This is a genomic window from Seonamhaeicola sp. ABD4_175, from assembly GCF_056160885.1.
Genome location: NZ_JBSWYC010000002.1, coordinates 491,594 through 505,527 on the forward strand (window position 1 = coordinate 491,594; position 13,934 = coordinate 505,527).

At 34.4% G+C, this 13,934-nt stretch carries 25 protein-coding genes; all 25 read right to left on the reverse strand.

Translation table 11 applies throughout. The features are described 5' to 3' along the window. Nucleotides 1-11: 11 nt before the first annotated feature. On the reverse strand, nucleotides 12-1,358 hold the full coding sequence (gene secY / locus ACXAG4_RS08500; protein WP_475295654.1) for a preprotein translocase subunit SecY: 1,347 nt from the start codon (nucleotides 1,356-1,358) through the stop codon (nucleotides 12-14). A 15-nt stretch (nucleotides 1,359-1,373) separates the two neighbouring features. Next, on the reverse strand, nucleotides 1,374-1,826 hold the full coding sequence (gene rplO, locus ACXAG4_RS08505; RefSeq protein ID WP_475295655.1) for a 50S ribosomal protein L15: 453 nt from the start codon (nucleotides 1,824-1,826) through the stop codon (nucleotides 1,374-1,376). A gap of 17 nt (nucleotides 1,827-1,843) precedes the next feature. Then, nucleotides 1,844-2,023: a 50S ribosomal protein L30 gene (gene rpmD, locus ACXAG4_RS08510; protein WP_475295656.1), complete on the reverse strand. Its 180-nt coding sequence runs from the start codon at nucleotides 2,021-2,023 to the stop codon at nucleotides 1,844-1,846. 11 nt (nucleotides 2,024-2,034) lie between these two features. After that, nucleotides 2,035-2,559 (reverse strand): 30S ribosomal protein S5, encoded by a 525-nt coding sequence (gene rpsE / locus ACXAG4_RS08515; protein ID WP_475295657.1) that lies wholly within the window; start codon nucleotides 2,557-2,559, stop codon nucleotides 2,035-2,037. A 6-nt stretch (nucleotides 2,560-2,565) separates the two neighbouring features. Continuing rightward, nucleotides 2,566-2,922, reverse strand: a complete 357-nt coding sequence (rplR, locus tag ACXAG4_RS08520) for a 50S ribosomal protein L18 (protein ID WP_475295658.1) — start codon at nucleotides 2,920-2,922, stop codon at nucleotides 2,566-2,568. 10 nt (nucleotides 2,923-2,932) lie between these two features. Continuing rightward, nucleotides 2,933-3,475 (reverse strand): 50S ribosomal protein L6, encoded by a 543-nt coding sequence (gene rplF, locus ACXAG4_RS08525; RefSeq protein ID WP_475295659.1) that lies wholly within the window; start codon nucleotides 3,473-3,475, stop codon nucleotides 2,933-2,935. Between the two features lie 21 nt (nucleotides 3,476-3,496). Continuing rightward, nucleotides 3,497-3,895, reverse strand: a complete 399-nt coding sequence (gene rpsH, locus ACXAG4_RS08530) for a 30S ribosomal protein S8 (protein ID WP_475295660.1) — start codon at nucleotides 3,893-3,895, stop codon at nucleotides 3,497-3,499. 71 nt (nucleotides 3,896-3,966) lie between these two features. Continuing rightward, nucleotides 3,967-4,236 (reverse strand): 30S ribosomal protein S14, encoded by a 270-nt coding sequence (rpsN, locus tag ACXAG4_RS08535; RefSeq protein WP_136480159.1) that lies wholly within the window; start codon nucleotides 4,234-4,236, stop codon nucleotides 3,967-3,969. Between the two features lie 3 nt (nucleotides 4,237-4,239). Beyond that, nucleotides 4,240-4,791, reverse strand: coding sequence for a 50S ribosomal protein L5 (rplE, locus tag ACXAG4_RS08540; RefSeq protein WP_475295661.1), 552 nt, complete (start codon nucleotides 4,789-4,791; stop codon nucleotides 4,240-4,242). 2 nt (nucleotides 4,792-4,793) lie between these two features. After that, the gene (gene rplX, locus ACXAG4_RS08545; protein ID WP_147135338.1) at nucleotides 4,794-5,105 is read right to left on the reverse strand and encodes a 50S ribosomal protein L24; all 312 of its coding nucleotides are present in this window, start codon (nucleotides 5,103-5,105) and stop codon (nucleotides 4,794-4,796) included. A gap of 12 nt (nucleotides 5,106-5,117) precedes the next feature. Then, complete coding sequence (gene rplN, locus ACXAG4_RS08550) at nucleotides 5,118-5,486, reverse strand: 50S ribosomal protein L14 (RefSeq protein ID WP_147135335.1); 369 nt, start codon at nucleotides 5,484-5,486, stop codon at nucleotides 5,118-5,120. A 2-nt stretch (nucleotides 5,487-5,488) separates the two neighbouring features. Beyond that, entirely contained in the window at nucleotides 5,489-5,746 is a 258-nt protein-coding gene (rpsQ, locus tag ACXAG4_RS08555; RefSeq protein ID WP_044626931.1) for a 30S ribosomal protein S17, read from the reverse strand. A 12-nt stretch (nucleotides 5,747-5,758) separates the two neighbouring features. Continuing rightward, nucleotides 5,759-5,950 (reverse strand): 50S ribosomal protein L29, encoded by a 192-nt coding sequence (gene rpmC, locus ACXAG4_RS08560; protein WP_475295662.1) that lies wholly within the window; start codon nucleotides 5,948-5,950, stop codon nucleotides 5,759-5,761. Between the two features lie 13 nt (nucleotides 5,951-5,963). After that, entirely contained in the window at nucleotides 5,964-6,383 is a 420-nt protein-coding gene (gene rplP / locus ACXAG4_RS08565) for a 50S ribosomal protein L16 (protein ID WP_147135329.1), read from the reverse strand. 19 nt (nucleotides 6,384-6,402) lie between these two features. Further along, the gene (gene rpsC / locus ACXAG4_RS08570; protein WP_147135326.1) at nucleotides 6,403-7,122 is read right to left on the reverse strand and encodes a 30S ribosomal protein S3; all 720 of its coding nucleotides are present in this window, start codon (nucleotides 7,120-7,122) and stop codon (nucleotides 6,403-6,405) included. Nucleotides 7,123-7,131: 9 nt separating this feature from the next. Beyond that, on the reverse strand, nucleotides 7,132-7,539 hold the full coding sequence (rplV, locus tag ACXAG4_RS08575; protein WP_475295663.1) for a 50S ribosomal protein L22: 408 nt from the start codon (nucleotides 7,537-7,539) through the stop codon (nucleotides 7,132-7,134). A gap of 6 nt (nucleotides 7,540-7,545) precedes the next feature. After that, complete coding sequence (gene rpsS, locus ACXAG4_RS08580; protein WP_013869040.1) at nucleotides 7,546-7,824, reverse strand: 30S ribosomal protein S19; 279 nt, start codon at nucleotides 7,822-7,824, stop codon at nucleotides 7,546-7,548. Between the two features lie 3 nt (nucleotides 7,825-7,827). Next, entirely contained in the window at nucleotides 7,828-8,655 is an 828-nt protein-coding gene (gene rplB / locus ACXAG4_RS08585) for a 50S ribosomal protein L2 (protein ID WP_475295664.1), read from the reverse strand. A 10-nt stretch (nucleotides 8,656-8,665) separates the two neighbouring features. Beyond that, the gene (gene rplW, locus ACXAG4_RS08590) at nucleotides 8,666-8,956 is read right to left on the reverse strand and encodes a 50S ribosomal protein L23 (protein WP_147135317.1); all 291 of its coding nucleotides are present in this window, start codon (nucleotides 8,954-8,956) and stop codon (nucleotides 8,666-8,668) included. A 7-nt stretch (nucleotides 8,957-8,963) separates the two neighbouring features. After that, nucleotides 8,964-9,593, reverse strand: a complete 630-nt coding sequence (gene rplD, locus ACXAG4_RS08595; RefSeq protein WP_475295665.1) for a 50S ribosomal protein L4 — start codon at nucleotides 9,591-9,593, stop codon at nucleotides 8,964-8,966. Next, on the reverse strand, nucleotides 9,593-10,210 hold the full coding sequence (gene rplC / locus ACXAG4_RS08600) for a 50S ribosomal protein L3 (RefSeq protein WP_475295666.1): 618 nt from the start codon (nucleotides 10,208-10,210) through the stop codon (nucleotides 9,593-9,595). The genes rplD and rplC overlap by 1 nt, the downstream gene beginning before the upstream one ends. A 143-nt stretch (nucleotides 10,211-10,353) precedes the next feature. Beyond that, a complete protein-coding gene (gene rpsJ, locus ACXAG4_RS08605) occupies nucleotides 10,354-10,659 on the reverse strand; it encodes a 30S ribosomal protein S10 (RefSeq protein WP_007650482.1) in 306 nt (101 codons plus the stop codon). A 12-nt stretch (nucleotides 10,660-10,671) separates the two neighbouring features. Continuing rightward, a complete protein-coding gene (fusA, locus tag ACXAG4_RS08610; protein ID WP_475295667.1) occupies nucleotides 10,672-12,798 on the reverse strand; it encodes an elongation factor G in 2,127 nt (708 codons plus the stop codon). Nucleotides 12,799-12,803: 5 nt separating this feature from the next. Continuing rightward, nucleotides 12,804-13,280, reverse strand: a complete 477-nt coding sequence (rpsG, locus tag ACXAG4_RS08615; RefSeq protein WP_475295668.1) for a 30S ribosomal protein S7 — start codon at nucleotides 13,278-13,280, stop codon at nucleotides 12,804-12,806. A 23-nt stretch (nucleotides 13,281-13,303) separates the two neighbouring features. Beyond that, on the reverse strand, nucleotides 13,304-13,678 hold the full coding sequence (gene rpsL, locus ACXAG4_RS08620; RefSeq protein ID WP_475295669.1) for a 30S ribosomal protein S12: 375 nt from the start codon (nucleotides 13,676-13,678) through the stop codon (nucleotides 13,304-13,306). Between the last annotated feature and the right edge of the window lie 256 nt (nucleotides 13,679-13,934).

Genomic DNA, 13,934 nt, shown 5'->3' on the forward strand with positions numbered 1-13,934 from the left:
TATATTATATATTAAGCTACTGCTTTTCTATTTTTACCAGTTTTCATCAAGCCATCATAATGTCTATTCAACAAGTATGAATTAACTTGTTGCACAGTATCAATTGCTACACCTACCATAATTAGTAATGAGGTACCTCCAAAAAATAATGCCCATCCCTGTTGTACATCCATAAGCTTAACAATAAAAGCAGGAAATATTGCAATTAGAGCTAAAAATATTGAACCTGGTAAGGTTATTTGAGACATTATTTTATCTAAATACTCAGCAGTATCAGAGCCTGGACGAATACCTGGAATAAAACCACCACTACGTTTTAAATCATCAGCCATTTTATTAGTTGGTACTGTAATTGCAGTATAGAAATAAGTAAATATTATAATTAATAAAGCAAATAATAAATTGTACCAGAATCCAAAAATATCTGAAAAATTTGTTTGTAACCATGCGCCTGCAGTTGTTTCTTTCATAAATGAAGATCCTCCAATTAAACCTGGCACAAACATGATTGCTTGGGCAAATATAATTGGCATTACACCCGAGGCATTTAATTTTAATGGTATATATTGTCTAGAACCTCCTGCAGCTGCTTTTTCATAACCTCCGCTAGCGGTTCTTCTTGCATACTGTACAGCTATTTTTCTAACAGCCATTACAAGCATTATAGATGCTAAAATGATAACAAACCATATTACAAGTTCAAAAAGAATTAACATTACATTATTACCTTCCATTCTTGTTGCTGCATTTTGAACAAAAGATTGAGGTAATGTGGCAATAATACCTACCATAATTAATAATGAAATACCATTGCCAATACCTTTATCTGTTATTTTTTCACCTAACCACATGGCAAAAATACACCCTGTAACTAATATACTTATTGATGAAAAATAGAATAAAGGCCCAGTACCAAGTAAAAATGCACTTTGAGGCACACCTAAACTAGGTAAACTTGCTAAGTAAGCCGGCGATTGGAATAAACAAATTGCTATTGTTAACCAACGGGTAATTTGTGTTATTTTCTTTTGGCCGCTTGCTCCTTCTTTTTGAAGTTTTTGTAAATAAGGAATTGCAATACCCATTAATTGTACAACAATAGAAGCAGAAATGTATGGCATAATACCTAAGGCAAATACCGATGCTCTTGATAAAGCACCGCCTGTAAATGCACTAAGAATTCCCAAGATACCAGAATCTGTATTATCCGCTAAATTTTGTAATTGTTCAGCATCAATACCTGGTAGTGTAACTTGTGTACCAAATCGATAAACTAATAGCAAACCTAGTGTTAACACTATTCTGTTTCTTAGTTCTTCAATTTTCCAAACATTTTTTATTGTTTCTATAAATTTCATACGTTATAATGGGTCTTATAATGTTACAGCTTCACCTCCAGCAGCTTCAATAGCAGCTTTAGCTGAGGCAGTAAATTTATGAGCAGATACTTTTAATTTAGCTTTTAATTCACCTCTACCTAAAATTTTAACTAGATCATTTTTTCCAGCTAAATTGTTAGATAAGATAATATCTAAATCTACAGTATCACTAATTTTTTTATCATCAACCAATTGTTGTAAAGTATCAAGATTAATACCTTGATATTCTACGCGGTTAATATTTTTAAAACCAAATTTAGGAACACGTCTTTGAAGTGGCATTTGACCACCTTCAAATCCTAGTTTCTTTGAGTATCCTGAACGTGATTTAGCTCCTTTGTGACCACGTGTAGCAGTACCACCTTTACCAGAACCTTGACCACGTCCTACTCTTTTACCTTGATTTTTTACTGAACCTTCTGCAGGTTTTAAATTACTTAAATCCATTTTCAGTTTTGTATTATTTAAGCTTCTTCAACAGAAACTAAATGTGAAACTTTAGCAATCATACCAATGATATTTGGTGTTGCTTCGTGTTCTTTAACTTGTCCAATTCTTTTAAGACCTAGAGCTTCTAAAGTTCTTTTTTGTCTTTGCGTACGATTGATAGCGCTTTTAACCTTTGTTACTTTAATCTTTCCCATTATTAATGTTATTAAGCGTTAAAAACTTTTGCAAGTGAAATACCTCTATCTTTTGCAATAGTATTAGCATCTCTTAATTGTAATAAAGCATCAAAAGTTGCCTTTACTACGTTATGAGGGTTTGATGAACCTTGAGATTTTGATAATACATCATGTACACCAACTGCCTCTAAAACGGTTCTAACAGCACCACCTGCAATTACACCTGTACCAGGAGCCGCTGGAATAATGTTTACTCTTGCGCCACCGTATTTCCCTTTTTGCTCATGTGGTAAAGTACCTTTTCTTATAGGAATACGTACTAAGTTTTTCTTAGCATCTTCAACTGCTTTTGCAATTGCACTAGCAACATCTTTAGATTTACCTAAACCTTGACCTACAACACCAGCTTCATCACCAACTACAACAATAGCTGAAAAACCAAATGCTCTACCACCTTTAGTTACTTTTGTAACTCTTTGTACACCAACTAAACGATCTTTAAGATCTAATCCACCTGGTTTTACTAATTCTGCACTTTTATATTTTTGATACATAATTTCTTAAAATTTTAGTCCAGCTTCTCTAGCTCCTTCTGCTAATGATTTAATTCTTCCGTGGTATAAATATCCACCTCTATCAAAAGCAATAGTTTCAATACCTGCTTTTAAAGCTTTTTCGGCTACGGCCTTACCAACTAATTTGGCAGCTTCACTTTTATTCACTTTAGCAGTATCAATATCTTTATCTCTAGAAGATGCAGCGCTAATAGTTTCACCAGAAACGTCATCTATAATTTGAGCGTAAATTTCTTTATTACTTCTGTAAACAGCTAATCTAGGTCTTGCTTCTGTACCAGAAACTACCTTACGTATTCTGTTTTTTATTCTTAACCTTCTTTCGTTCTTTGTTAATGCCATAACTTACTTATTAAGCTGATTTACCTGCTTTTCTTCTTATTTCTTCACCAACAAACTTGATACCTTTACCTTTGTAAGGTTCTGGTTTTCTGAAACCACGAATTTTTGCAGCTACTTGACCTACAAGTTGTTTGTCATGAGAAGTTAATTTTACTATTGGGTTTTTACCTTTTTCACTTACTGTTTCAACTTTAACTTCAGGAGCTAAATTTAAAACTATGTTGTGTGAAAAACCTAAAGCTAAATCAAGTTTTTGACCTTGATTACTTGCTCTGTAACCTACACCAACAAGCTCTAACTCTTTTGTAAATCCTTTTGATACACCTTCAATCATATTGTTAATTAAAGCTCTGTAAAGACCATGTTTAGCCTTTTGTGCTTTAGCATCAGATGAACGTGAAACTTGTACGTTTCCTTCTTCAACTTTAATATCAACTGTATCAAATTCTTGTGTTAACTCTCCTAATTTACCTTTTACAGTAATTACGTTATCTTTTACATCTACAGTAACGCCTTCTGGAATTGAAACTGGGTTATTTCCTACTCTACTCATTGCTTTCTTCCTTTTTATAGATTAGTAAACATAACATAATACCTCACCACCTACATTGTCTCTTTTAGCTTGCTTTCCAGTCATCACTCCATGTGAAGTTGAAACTATAGCAATACCAAGACCATTAAGGATTCTAGGTAATTCTTTAGCACCAGCATACTTACGTAAACCTGGTTTACTTATTCTTTGAATTTTCTTAATAACAGGCTCTTTAGTAACACTATTGTATTTAAGTGCTATTTTGATAGTACCTTGTGTTGTAGAATCATCAAACTTGTAACTTAAAATATATCCTTGTTCGAATAATATTTTAGTTATGTCTTTCTTTAAATTAGATGCAGGAATCTCTACCACTCTGTGGTTAGCACGCACTGCGTTTCTAATTCTTGTTAAAAAATCCGCAATTGGATCTGTGTACATAATTAATTGATTTTGCGATTTTGGTTTTCAGTGTTGGTAACTGAACCTTAAATCTGATTATATAAATAATATTACCAACTAGCTTTCTTAACTCCAGGGATTAGGCCTTGATTAGCCATTTCTCTAAATGTTACACGAGATATACCAAAAGTTCTCATATACCCTTTAGGTCTTCCTGTTAGTTTACATCTATTATGCTGACGAATAGGAGAAGCATTTTTTGGTAACTTTTGTAATGCTTCATAATCTCCAGCTTCTTTTAAAGCTTTACGTTTAGCTGCATATTTAGCTACTGTTTTAGCTCTTTTTACCTCACGGGCTTTCATTGATTCTTTAGCCATATCTTAGTTCTTTTTAAAAGGTAACCCTAATTCAGTTAATAATGATTTTGCTTCTTTATCAGTTTCAGCAGAAGTTACAAATGTAATATCCATACCAGAAATTTTATTCACTTTGTCAATATTTATTTCTGGAAATATTATTTGCTCAGTAATTCCTAAGTTGTAATTACCTCTTCCGTCAAAACCTGTTGCTTTAATTCCGTTAAAATCTCTTACGCGTGGTAAAGCAGATGTAACTAATCTATCTAAAAACTCGTACATTCTTTCGCCACGTAATGTAACTTTAGCTCCAATTGGCATACCTTTACGTAATTTAAACGATGCAACATCTTTTTTAGACATTGTTGCGATTGCTTTTTGTCCTGATATTGTTGTTAACTCTTCTAACGCGTAGTCTATTAACTTTTTATCAGCAACTGCAGCACCTACACCTTTTGATATTACTATCTTTTCAAGTTTAGGAACTTGCATTACGTTTTTATATCCAAATTCTTCGGTAAGAGCTGCAATTACTCTGCTTTTATACTCTTCTTTAAGTCTTGGTGAATATGCCATAACTATATTACTTCATTAGATTTTACTGAAAATCTCACTTTCTTATCGCCTTCCATTCTATAACCTACTCTTGTTGTTTCTCCTTTTGAAGTTAACAATGATAAGTTTGAAATGTGTATTGGCGCTTCTTTTTCTACAATGCCTCCTTGTGGGTTTTGTGCACTTGGTTTAGTATGTTTCTTAACCATGTTTACACCCTCAACGATTGCTTTATTCTTATCTATTAATACCTTTTGTACTTTACCTTCAGCCCCTTTGTGGTCTCCAGCAATTACTTTTACGGTATCTCCTGATTTTATTTTAAGCTTTGTCATTTTAATAATGTATTAAAGCACTTCAGGTGCTAATGATACAATCTTCATGAATTGCTTATCACGAAGTTCTCTTGCAACAGGACCAAATACACGTGTACCTCTCATTTCACCTTGTGGGTTTAACAGAACACATGCGTTATCATCAAATCTAATATAAGATCCGTCTGGTCTTCTTACTTCCTTTACGGTACGTACAACTACTGCTGTAGAGACTGCTTTTTTCTTAACGTTTCCGTTAGGTGTAGCATCTTTTACAGATACAACTATTTTGTCTCCAACAGAAGCATATCTTCTTTTTGTACCTCCTAAAACACGTATTACTAAAACTTCTTTAGCTCCTGTGTTATCAGCTACTTTTAATCTTGATTCTTGTTGTACCATAATTACTTAGCTCTTTCAATTATTTCAACTAATCTCCAACACTTAGATTTACTTAAAGGACGAGTTTCCATAATCCTTACTGTATCACCTTCGTTGCAGTCGTTTTTTTCATCGTGTGCAACGTACTTCTTCGTTTTTAATACGAATTTTCCATACATAGGGTGTTTTACTTTTTTCACCTCAGAAACCACAATTGATTTCTGCATTTTGTTACTTGTAACAACTCCTATACGTTCTTTTCTTAAATTTCTTGTTTCCATCTTTCAGCAGAATTATTGTAATTCTCTTTTAGTTAATTCGGTTGCAATTCTAGCTACAGTTCTTCTTGCAGAACGTAATTGAATTGGATTTTCTAAAGGAGATATTGCATGAGCCAGTTTAAGGTCTGAATAACTTTTTTTTGTCTCACCAAGTTTTTCTTGTAACTCAGCTGTAGATAATTCTTTAATTTCTGATTGTTTCATAATATCAAATAAATTATGCTTCGTAATCGCGAGCAATTAAAAACTTAGTTTTTACTGGTAATTTTTGAGCTGCTAAACGTAATGCTTCTTTAGCTACTTCTAAAGGTACACCACCAACTTCAAACATTACGCGTCCTGGTTTTACAACAGCAACGTATAATTCTACGGCACCTTTACCTTTACCCATACGTACTTCAAGAGGCTTTTTTGTAATAGGCTTGTCTGGAAATATTTTAATCCATAACTGACCTTCTCTTTTCATATAACGAGTAGCGGCAATACGCGCAGCTTCAATTTGACGAGCTGTAATAAACGTAGCATCTAATGCTTTTATTCCAAAAGTTCCGTTTGAAAGTTGATGTCCTCTTTGAGACAGACCTTTCATACGTCCTTTTTGTTGCTTACGAAATTTTGTTCTTTTAGGCTGTAACATGTTTCTTTACTTTAAAAAATTACTTTCTACGACGAGGGTTTTTGTTATTATTACCTCTACCGCCACCTTTTCCTTGCTTCTTAGATAATCCAACAAGCGGAGAAAGCTCTCTTTTACCATATACTTCACCTTTCATTATCCATACTTTAACACCTAATCTACCGTAAGTAGTATGTGCTTCAACTAAAGCATAGTCAATATCGGCTCTAAATGTTGATAAAGGAATACGACCTTCTTTGTAATGTTCGCTACGTGCCATTTCAGCACCGTTTAAACGACCACTAATTTGAATTTTTATTCCTTCAGCATTCATACGCATAGTAGCAGCAATAGCCATTTTGATTGCACGACGGTATGAAATACGGTTTTCAATTTGTCTTGCAATGCTTGAAGCTACTAAAAACGCATCAAGTTCAGGTCTTTTAATTTCAAAGATGTTAATCTGAACTTCTTTTCCTGTAATTTTTTTAAGCTCTTCTTTTAACTTGTCTACCTCTTGGCCACCTTTACCAATAATGATACCTGGTCTAGCCGTAGTGATAGTAACGGTTACAAGTTTAAGAGTTCTTTCAATAATTACTCTACTCACACTAGCTTTAGATAAACGTGCGTGAACGTATTTTCTAATCTTATCGTCTTCGGCTAATTTATCACCATAATCATTTCCTCCATACCAGTTAGATTCCCATCCTCTGATAATTCCTAAGCGATTCCCGATTGGATTTGTCTTTTGTCCCATATCTCTATCTTAGCTTTGTGTGTTATTGTTAGAACCAACCACTAACGTAACGTGGTTAGAACGTTTTCTAATTCTATGTGCACGACCTTGAGGTGCTGGACGCAATCTTTTTAACATTGATCCGCCATCAACTCTAATTTCTTGTACAAATAATTCAGCCGACTCAACATCTGCATCTTCGTTTTTAGCTTGCCAGTTGGCAATTGCAGAAAGTAATAACTTTTCTAAACGGTTTGATGCTTCCTTTTGGCTAAACTTTAAGATATTAAGTGCTTTTTCAACGCTTTCACCTCTTACTAAATCAGCTACTAAACGCATTTTTCTTGGTGATGTAGGACAATTATTAAGTTTTGCAAAAGCAATTTGCTTCTTTTGCTCCTTAATAGCGTCTGCCATTTGTTTTTTACGACTTCCCATAGCTTACTACTTTTTACCTTTGTTTTTAGCACCTGCATGTCCACGGAATGAACGTGTTGGTGAAAATTCTCCTAATTTATGACCTACCATGTTTTCTGTTACATAAACAGGCACAAATTGGCGGCCGTTGTGTACTGCTATTGTTTGTCCTACAAAATCAGGAGTAATCATACTAGCTCTAGACCAAGTTTTGATTACTGTTTTTTTGTTAGCCTCAACATTTGCAGCTACTTTTCTTTCTAATTTATAATGAACGTAAGGTCCTTTTTTTAATGATCTTGCCATGTCTTATTTCTTTCTACGTTCTACAATATATTTATTACTAGATTTTGTTTTAGAACGTGTTCTAAATCCTTTTGCAGGAATACCGTTTCTAGAACGAGGGTGACCTCCTGAAGCACGACCTTCACCACCACCCATTGGGTGATCTACTGGGTTCATTCTAACAGGGTTTGTTCTAGGTCTTCTACCTAACCATCTTGTTCTACCTGCTTTACCTGACACTAATAACTGATGATCTGAATTAGATACAACACCTATTGTAGCCATACAAGTAGTTAATATTAAACGTGTTTCACCTGAAGGTAATTTAATAGTAGCAAATTTACCTTCTCTTGCCATTAATTGAGCAAAAGCTCCTGCACTACGCGCCATAACAGCACCTTGACCAGGACGTAATTCTACACATGATATAATAGTACCTAAAGGAATTTGGCTTAATGGCATTGCATTACCTATCTCTGGAGCAATACCTTCATTACCTGACACTACGTTTTGCCCTACTTGCAAACCATTTTGAGCAATAATATATCTTTTCTCACCGTCTTGATAATTCAATAAAGCAATAAAAGCAGATCTGTTTGGATCGTATTCTATGGTTTTAACTTCAGCAGGAACTCCTACTTTATTTCGTTTAAAATCAATGATACGATACTTTTTCTTATGACCTCCACCTTTGTAGCGCATGGTCATTCTTCCTTGACTGTTTCTACCACCAGAACGTTTTTTCGGAGCTAATAAACTTTTCTCCGGCTTATCAGTAGTAATGGCGTCAAATCCATTTACCACTCTAAATCGCTGTCCTGGTGTGATTGGTTTTAATTTTCTTACTGACATTGTTGTCTAATTACATATTAGCGTATAAATCAATCATTTCACCTTCCGCCAGTTGTACAATTGCCTTTTTAACAGCATTTGTTTTACCATGTTGAATACCTGTTTTTGTGTAACGGGTTCTTCTATCTGGACGGACATTTATAGTACGAACTTTTTCAACAGAAACACCATAAGTAGCCTCTACAGCTTTTTTTATTTCCACCTTGTTCGCCTTTGTATTCACTGCGAATGTATAGCAGTTTCTTAACTCGCTATCAGCAGTCGCTTTTTCTGTGATTATAGGTTTAATTAAGATACTCATTTGTTTCTTATTTACTTAAGTTAGATTCAATTCCTTCTAAAGCGCCTTCTAAAAGCACAATTTGATTTGCATTTAAAATCTTATAAGTGCTTAATTCTGAATTAGTTATAACCTCAGAACCTTTTAAATTACGCGATGACAAATATACGTTATTATTTGACCCACCCAACACAAACAATGATTTTTTATCTTCTAAGCTTAAAGCCTTTAAAATAGCTGTAAAGTTTTTAGTTTTTGGAGCTTCAAAATTGAAGTCTTCTAAAACTGTTATAGCCTTTTCGTTTGCTTTTATACTTAATGCAGATTTACGTGCTAAACGCTTTAAGTTTTTATTTAATTTAAAACTGTAGTTTCTTGGTCTTGGACCGAACATACGACCACCGCCTTTAAAAACACCAGATTTAATACTACCTGCTCTGGCTGTACCAGTTCCTTTTTGCTTCTTGATTTTACGAGTACTTCCGGCAATTTCTCCTCTTTCTTTAGATTTGTGAGTACCTTGACGTTGGTTAGCTAAAAATTGCTTAACGTCTAAATATACCGCATGATCATTTGGCTCAATAGCAAACACATCTTTAGAAAGCTCTGCTTTTCTACCTGTGTCTTTTCCGTTTATATCTAAAACTGCTACTTTCATTACTTCTCAATAATTACATAAGCGTTTTTGTGACCAGGAACACATCCTTTTACAACAAGTAAATTCTTTTCAGAAACTACTTTTAACACTTTTAAGTTTTGTACTTTTACTTTATCTCCACCCATTCTTCCGGCCATTTTCATGCCTTTGAATACTCTTGCAGGATAAGATGCTGCACCAATAGAACCTGGAGCTCTTAAACGGTTATGCTGACCGTGAGTAGCTTGACCTACACCACCAAAACCATGACGTTTAACTACACCTTGAAATCCTTTACCTTTTGATGTACCAGAGATATCAACAAACTCACCTTCGTTGAATAAATCTACATTGATAGCATCACCTAATTTGTACTCCGCATCAAAACCTTTGAACTCAACAACTTTGCGTTTTACAGAAGTACCTGCTTTTTTAGCATGACCTAAGTCTGCTTTAGTAGCACCTTTTTCTGTCGCGTCATCGAAACCAAGTTGTACAGCTTCATAACCGTCAACTTCTTCAGTTCTGACTTGGGTAACGATACATGGACCTGCTTCAATTACTGTACAAGGAATATTTTTCCCGTTTTCATCGAAAATGCTGGTCATACCGATTTTTTTTCCAATTAACCCAGACATAATTTAATTATTAATTTATTTATTATTTGTTTAAAAAAAATTCAGGGACAAATACGTTTCGTCCCTGAAATGTATTTTTCCGTTTTTCCCGCGACCGCATCGGTGGGACATGTTATAGATTCCCACTTTCGTGGGAATGAAAACTATACTTTTATCTCTACTTCAACACCACTTGGTAACTCAAGCTTCATTAACGCATCAATAGTTTTTGATGACGAAGAGTAGATGTCTAATAATCTTTTATAAGAAGATAATTGAAACTGCTCTCTTGATTTTTTGTTAACGTGTGGAGAACGTAATACAGTAAAAATCTTTTTGTGTGTTGGTAATGGAATTGGTCCAGTTACAACAGCACCAGTACTCTTTACTGTTTTTACAATCTTATCAGCAGATTTATCTACTAAATTGTGATCGTAAGATTTTAATTTTATTCTGATTTTTTGACTCATTTTCTTTTAGATTTAAGCTTCAACGCCTTTAGCTGCTTTAATTACTTCTTCAGAAATGTTTGAAGGAGTTTCAGCATAGTGTGAAAATTCCATTGTAGAAGTTGCTCTACCTGATGATAATGTACGTAAAGAAGTAACATATCCGAACATTTCAGATAATGGTACATTAGCCTTTACAACTTTGGCACCAGCTCTATCTCCCATATCATTTACTTGACCACGACGACGGTTTAAGTCACCTACAATATCACCCATGTTTTCTTCAGGAGTAATAACTTCAAGCTTCATTATTGGTTCCATGATTACAGCTTTTGCTGCTTTTGATGCTGCTTTAAAACCTAATTTTGCAGCTAATTCGAATGATAATTGATCCGAATCCACATCATGGTAAGATCCATCAGTTAAAGTAACTTTTAAAGCATCAACTTCATAACCCGCTAACGGACCATTAGTCATAGCCATTTTGAATCCTTTCTCAATTGAAGGAATAAACTCTTTAGGAACGTTACCACCTTTAATTTCTGAAATAAACTCAAGACCTTGTTTACCTTCTTCAGCAGGCTCTACAGTAAATACAATATCAGCAAACTTACCACGTCCACCAGATTGTTTTTTATAAACTTCTCTGTGTTCAGCACGTTGTGTAATAGCTTCTTTGTACTCAACTTGAGGTTGCCCTTGGCTAACTTCAACTTTAAATTCACGCTTTAAACGATCAACAATAATATCTAAGTGAAGCTCACCCATACCAGATATGATTGTTTGACCTGAAGCTTCATCTGTTCTAACTGTAAAAGTTGGATCTTCTTCAGCTAATTTACCTAAAGCAATACCTAATTTATCTACATCAGCCTTTGTTTTAGGCTCAACAGCAATACCAATTACTGGATCTGGAAAATCCATAGATTCTAAAACAATTGGTGATTTTTCATCAGATAATGTATCACCTGTTTTAATATCTTTAAATCCTACAGCTGCACCAATGTCACCCGCTTCAATATATTCAATAGCATTTTGCTTGTTAGAATGCATTTGGTAAATACGTGAGATACGCTCTTTTTTACCAGAACGGTTATTTAACACATATGAACCAGCATCTAAACGACCTGAATATGCTCTAAAGAAAGCTAAACGACCTACAAAAGGATCGGTTGCAATTTTAAATGCTAATGCAGCAAAAGGATCACTCGCTTTTGGCTTACGCACTTCTTCTTTATCAGTATCAGGGTTTGTACCTACAATATTATCTCTATCTAATGGAGACGGTAAGTAACGACATACAGCATCTAATAAAAACTGCACACCTTTATTTTTAAATGAAGAACCACATACCATTGGTATGATAGCCATATCCATTACAGCAGCTCTTAATGCAGCGTGCACTTCTTCTTCTGTAATAGAATCTTCATCTTCCATGAATTTTTCTAAAAGATTCTCATCATACGTTGCTACTTCTTCAATAAGTAATGCTCTGTATTTTCTAGCTTCTTCTTTTAAATCTTCTGGTATATCAACTACATCAAACGTAGCACCTTGTGTTTCATCATGCCATACAATAGCACGGTTTTTTACTAAGTCTACAATACCTTTAAAATCTGCTTCATCACCAATATTTAATACAATTGGTACAGCGTTAGATTTTAACATATCTTTTACCTGTTGGCAAACAGCTAAAAAGTTAGATCCCTGACGGTCCATTTTATTAACAAAACCAATTCTAGGAACTTTATAGTTATCTGCTAAACGCCAGTTAGTTTCAGATTGAGGCTCAACACCATCAACTGCAGAAAACAAAAATACTAAACCATCTAAAACACGTAAAGAACGGTTTACTTCAACCGTAAAATCTACGTGACCTGGAGTATCAATAATATTGAAGTGATAATCTTTTGTTTCAGGCAATGGTTGCGCATTTTCCATTGGGAATTTCCAAGTACAAGTTGTAGCGGCAGACGTAATTGTAATACCTCTTTCTTGTTCTTGTTCCATCCAGTCCATGGTTGCAGCACCATCGTGCACTTCTCCAATTTTGTGAGATACACCTGTATAATAAAGTATACGCTCTGTAGTTGTTGTTTTACCTGCGTCAATATGAGCAGCAATACCAATGTTTCTTGTGTATTTTAAATCTCTAGCCATTATTTTTAAAATCTAAAGTGTGAGAATGCTTTGTTTGCTTCTGCCATTTTATGGGTATCAACTCTTTTCTTAACCGCAGCACCTTCTTCTTTTGAAGCAGCTAAAATTTCTGAAGCCAATCTTTGAGCCATTGATTTCTCATTACGTTTACGAGCATAACCAATTAACCATTTCATTGCTGTAGAAATTTTTCTATCTGGACGAATTTGCATAGGAATTTGGAATGTTGCACCACCAACACGACGACTACGCACTTCTACGTGAGGCATAACGTTAGATAAAGCATCTTTCCAGATTTCTAAAGCAGATTTTTCATCATCTGTTTTTTTAGCATCTACAATATCAATGGCATCATAGAATACTTTGAACGCTACAGACTTTTTACCATCCCACATTAAGTTATTCACAAAACGTGTTACCAACTGATCATTAAATCTTGGATCTGGTAAAAGAGGTCTTTTTTTAGCTTGTCTTTTTCTCATGTCTTCTTGTTACAAAGTTTTAATTACTTTTTAGGGCGTTTAGCACCATACTTAGATCTACGTTGCGTTCTACCGTTAACACCTGCTGTGTCTAAAGCACCACGAACAACGTGATATCTAACTCCTGGTAAATCTTTTACCCTTCCACCTCTAACCAATACTATCGAGTGTTCTTGTAGATTGTGTCCTTCTCCACCAATGTATGCATTAACCTCGTTACCGTTTGTTAAACGCACCCTTGCTACCTTACGCATTGCTGAGTTAGGTTTTTTTGGTGTTGTTGTATAAACACGAGTACACACACCGCGTCTTTGCGGACAAGAATCTAAAGCAGCCGATTTACTCTTCTTGGTTATTTTGGCTCTTCCTGTTCTTACTAATTGTGAAATTGTTGGCATATAAATTCTTATATAAATTTAAAATCCTCTTCTTAGAGGGCTGCAAAGGTAGTAATTAAATTGAATAATTCAAACCCTAATTCATTAATTTTCAAAGTAGATAGATTTTTTTTATTTTTAAAAAGCTTGCATTAAAAATTTCCAATACAATAAACTACCAATTAACACTTTAAAAACATACAAATAATTAGGTGTTAATTTTACAACCAACCTAATAATATGGCAACTAAATAATTTTACGTTAGTTTTACATAAT

Bases quoted from the DNA above. Each gene is read 5' to 3' on its own strand.
- secY (WP_475295654.1), bottom strand. From the start codon at position 1,358: ATGAAATTTATAGAAACAATAAAAAATGTTTGGAAAATTGAAGAACTA.
- rplO (WP_475295655.1), bottom strand. From the start codon at position 1,826: ATGGATTTAAGTAATTTAAAACCTGCAGAAGGTTCAGTAAAAAATCAA.
- rpmD (WP_475295656.1), bottom strand. From the start codon at position 2,023: ATGGGAAAGATTAAAGTAACAAAGGTTAAAAGCGCTATCAATCGTACG.
- rpsE (WP_475295657.1), bottom strand. From the start codon at position 2,559: ATGTATCAAAAATATAAAAGTGCAGAATTAGTAAAACCAGGTGGATTA.
- rplR (WP_475295658.1), bottom strand. From the start codon at position 2,922: ATGGCATTAACAAAGAACGAAAGAAGGTTAAGAATAAAAAACAGAATA.
- rplF (WP_475295659.1), bottom strand. From the start codon at position 3,475: ATGAGTAGAGTAGGAAATAACCCAGTTTCAATTCCAGAAGGCGTTACT.
- rpsH (WP_475295660.1), bottom strand. From the start codon at position 3,895: ATGTACACAGATCCAATTGCGGATTTTTTAACAAGAATTAGAAACGCA.
- rpsN (WP_136480159.1), bottom strand. From the start codon at position 4,236: ATGGCTAAAGAATCAATGAAAGCCCGTGAGGTAAAAAGAGCTAAAACA.
- rplE (WP_475295661.1), bottom strand. From the start codon at position 4,791: ATGGCATATTCACCAAGACTTAAAGAAGAGTATAAAAGCAGAGTAATT.
- rplX (WP_147135338.1), bottom strand. From the start codon at position 5,105: ATGACAAAGCTTAAAATAAAATCAGGAGATACCGTAAAAGTAATTGCT.
- rplN (WP_147135335.1), bottom strand. From the start codon at position 5,486: ATGGTACAACAAGAATCAAGATTAAAAGTAGCTGATAACACAGGAGCT.
- rpsQ (WP_044626931.1), bottom strand. From the start codon at position 5,746: ATGGAAACAAGAAATTTAAGAAAAGAACGTATAGGAGTTGTTACAAGT.
- rpmC (WP_475295662.1), bottom strand. From the start codon at position 5,950: ATGAAACAATCAGAAATTAAAGAATTATCTACAGCTGAGTTACAAGAA.
- rplP (WP_147135329.1), bottom strand. From the start codon at position 6,383: ATGTTACAGCCTAAAAGAACAAAATTTCGTAAGCAACAAAAAGGACGT.
- rpsC (WP_147135326.1), bottom strand. From the start codon at position 7,122: ATGGGACAAAAGACAAATCCAATCGGGAATCGCTTAGGAATTATCAGA.
- rplV (WP_475295663.1), bottom strand. From the start codon at position 7,539: ATGGGAAGTCGTAAAAAACAAATGGCAGACGCTATTAAGGAGCAAAAG.
- rpsS (WP_013869040.1), bottom strand. From the start codon at position 7,824: ATGGCAAGATCATTAAAAAAAGGACCTTACGTTCATTATAAATTAGAA.
- rplB (WP_475295664.1), bottom strand. From the start codon at position 8,655: ATGTCAGTAAGAAAATTAAAACCAATCACACCAGGACAGCGATTTAGA.
- rplW (WP_147135317.1), bottom strand. From the start codon at position 8,956: ATGAGTATCTTAATTAAACCTATAATCACAGAAAAAGCGACTGCTGAT.
- rplD (WP_475295665.1), bottom strand. From the start codon at position 9,593: ATGAAAGTAGCAGTTTTAGATATAAACGGAAAAGACACAGGTAGAAAA.
- rplC (WP_475295666.1), bottom strand. From the start codon at position 10,210: ATGTCTGGGTTAATTGGAAAAAAAATCGGTATGACCAGCATTTTCGAT.
- rpsJ (WP_007650482.1), bottom strand. From the start codon at position 10,659: ATGAGTCAAAAAATCAGAATAAAATTAAAATCTTACGATCACAATTTA.
- fusA (WP_475295667.1), bottom strand. From the start codon at position 12,798: ATGGCTAGAGATTTAAAATACACAAGAAACATTGGTATTGCTGCTCAT.
- rpsG (WP_475295668.1), bottom strand. From the start codon at position 13,280: ATGAGAAAAAGACAAGCTAAAAAAAGACCTCTTTTACCAGATCCAAGA.
- rpsL (WP_475295669.1), bottom strand. From the start codon at position 13,678: ATGCCAACAATTTCACAATTAGTAAGAACAGGAAGAGCCAAAATAACC.